This is a genomic window from Streptomyces griseorubiginosus (assembly GCF_017614965.1).
Taxonomy (GTDB): domain Bacteria; phylum Actinomycetota; class Actinomycetes; order Streptomycetales; family Streptomycetaceae; genus Streptomyces; species Streptomyces griseorubiginosus_B.
This window is the reverse complement of record NZ_WVUG01000591.1, coordinates 1-2,028: the sequence shown is the minus strand read 5'-3', so window position 1 is coordinate 2,028 and position 2,028 is coordinate 1. Positions and strand designations below refer to the sequence as shown.

General features: G+C 74.4%; 2 protein-coding genes. Both read left to right on the top strand.

Features of this window, described 5'->3' with window-relative positions:
* Window positions 1-170: 170 nt before the first annotated feature.
* Entirely contained in the window at window positions 171-1,598 is a 1,428-nt protein-coding gene (locus GRC12_RS43975; RefSeq protein WP_208786022.1) for an ROK family transcriptional regulator, read from the top strand.
* A 108-nt stretch (window positions 1,599-1,706) separates the two neighbouring features.
* Window positions 1,707-2,028, top strand: a 322-nt coding sequence (locus tag GRC12_RS43970; protein ID WP_208786021.1) for a hypothetical protein, incomplete at its 3' end; no start/stop codon positions are given.

Below are 2,028 nucleotides of genomic sequence, written 5' to 3'. Positions count from 1 at the left end.
ACGACGCCCGCGAGCCGCCGCGAGGAAGGCCGGTCCGGGGCGGAGGCCGTGGGAAGGCGGAAGCTGCGCAGGGTCGAGCACTGCACAAGGCTTTTAATAAAGCAGTTGCGTTTTATAATCAGCATGGCGCCGTGGGGCGTCAAGACGTCACGAGGTACGAGGAGGTGGCAGTGGCGCAACCGGACCCGGAGGCCGTCTGGCCGCTGAGCGGAGCCGCGCAGCCGGCGGCACCGAGCGCACCGGCCGTGGTCGCGGTGGCGGATCTGCGGGCGACCAACGCCGCGGCCGTGCTCGCCGTCGTACGTTCGGCGGACCCGCACCCGCGCCTGTCCGAACTGGCCAGGGCCACCAACCTCTCCCGCCCCACGGTCGAGGCGATCACCGAGGAACTCGCCGACTGCGGACTGATCGAGGTCGCACCCGCCCTGTCCGCCCGCGGCCAGCGCTCGCCCGGCCGCCCGGCCCGCCGCTTCCGCTTCCGGGCGCACGCCGGATTCGTCGTCGGCGTCGACGTCCGCCCGCGGTCCCTCACCGTCTGCCTGGCCGACCTCGACGGCGAACCCGTCGCGGTGCGGCGCCGGAGGGTCCGCGCCGACCTCACCGGCGCGGCCCGGGCCCGCGCGGTCACGGAAGTGATCGAGGAAGCCATGGCCGAGGCCGGAGCCGACGCGGCCCGGGTCTGGGCCGCGACCGTCGGCACCCCCGGGCTCGTCGACCGCGCCAACGCCCGCGTCCGCCAGGCCGACAACCTCCCCACCTGGGCCGACACCGACATCGCCGGCATCCTCCGCGACCACCTGCACTGCCCGGTCGCCGTGGAGAACGACGCCAACCTCGCCGCCCTCGGCGAACAGTGGCGAGGAGTCGGCCGGGCCTCGCCCGCTGTGCGGGTCGAGGAGGAGGGCGCAGGCGAACGACCGGCCGCCGAGTCGCCGTCTGGAGGACGTCGGGCCACGACCGCGGCCGAGCGACCCGCGGACTCCTCGACGCGCCGGCAAGAGGAGGAACCGCAGCCCGACCCGGGCCGAGAGTCAACCGGCGCGATGGTCGACGAGATGGTGTTCGTGCTGCTCGGCGAGCGCCTCGGCGCCGGAGTCATCACCGGCGGCCGACTGCTGCGAGGTCACCACGGAGCAGCCGGAGAGATCGGCTTCATCCGCTTCCCGGGCCCGCCCGGCACCTCAGACTCCCTCGGCTCACCGGACACCCCCGGCCTGGAACCCCTGCCCGCCGCCGTCGTGACGGCCGCCGCGGCCGGAGAGGCGGACGCCGTCAACGCCGTCGAGTCGTACGGCCGACGGCTCGCCGAAGGCATCGCCCCGGTGCTCCTCGCCCTCGACCCGGCCCTGGTCGTCATCGGCACCAGCCAGTTCCCCACTCCCGAGACCGCTGCCGCCGCCGACATCCTGCTGGCGGCCGCCCGCCGCCACGCGCACACACTGCTGGTCGATCCGCCGCACTGGCAGCTGTCCGCCCTCGGCGACGACGGCGTCCTGACCGGCGCGGTCCGCTTCGCCCTCTCCTCCGTCGAGGTCGTCCTGCGCACCCGCCCGACAAGCCTCGTCGCGCGGGTACGACAGGACGGTGCACCGGGGTGATCCCGGGCCCGGCCCTGCCACGCAGGGGTCGCCGACAGCGCGGGAGCGGATATTCGCCCGCCGCTCGGGTAGGACAGTGGTCCAGCGGTCCGCTCGAAGGGACGTGACGTGCAGGGACTGGTCCGCGTGTCGGTCGGCGGGGAGATCGTCGTGGCCAAATACGGGGATCTGATCGACGACGTACTGGAGGAGCCGCTGTACTGCCCCCGCTGCGGTCGCACGACGGGGCTGACCCTGGTGGCCCGCGGGCGCGAGGCGCACCTGGAGTGCGCGGAGGGTCACGAATGGACCGACCCCGAGGTGGCCGCCTGCGGGGTACGGCAACTGCTCCACCTGGGGGCGCAGGGCGCGGAGGGCCGGTTTCCGGGCGCGGCGGTCAAGATCGACATGCTGCCGCGGATCACCGAGGACCGCACCCTCCACCCGCCCC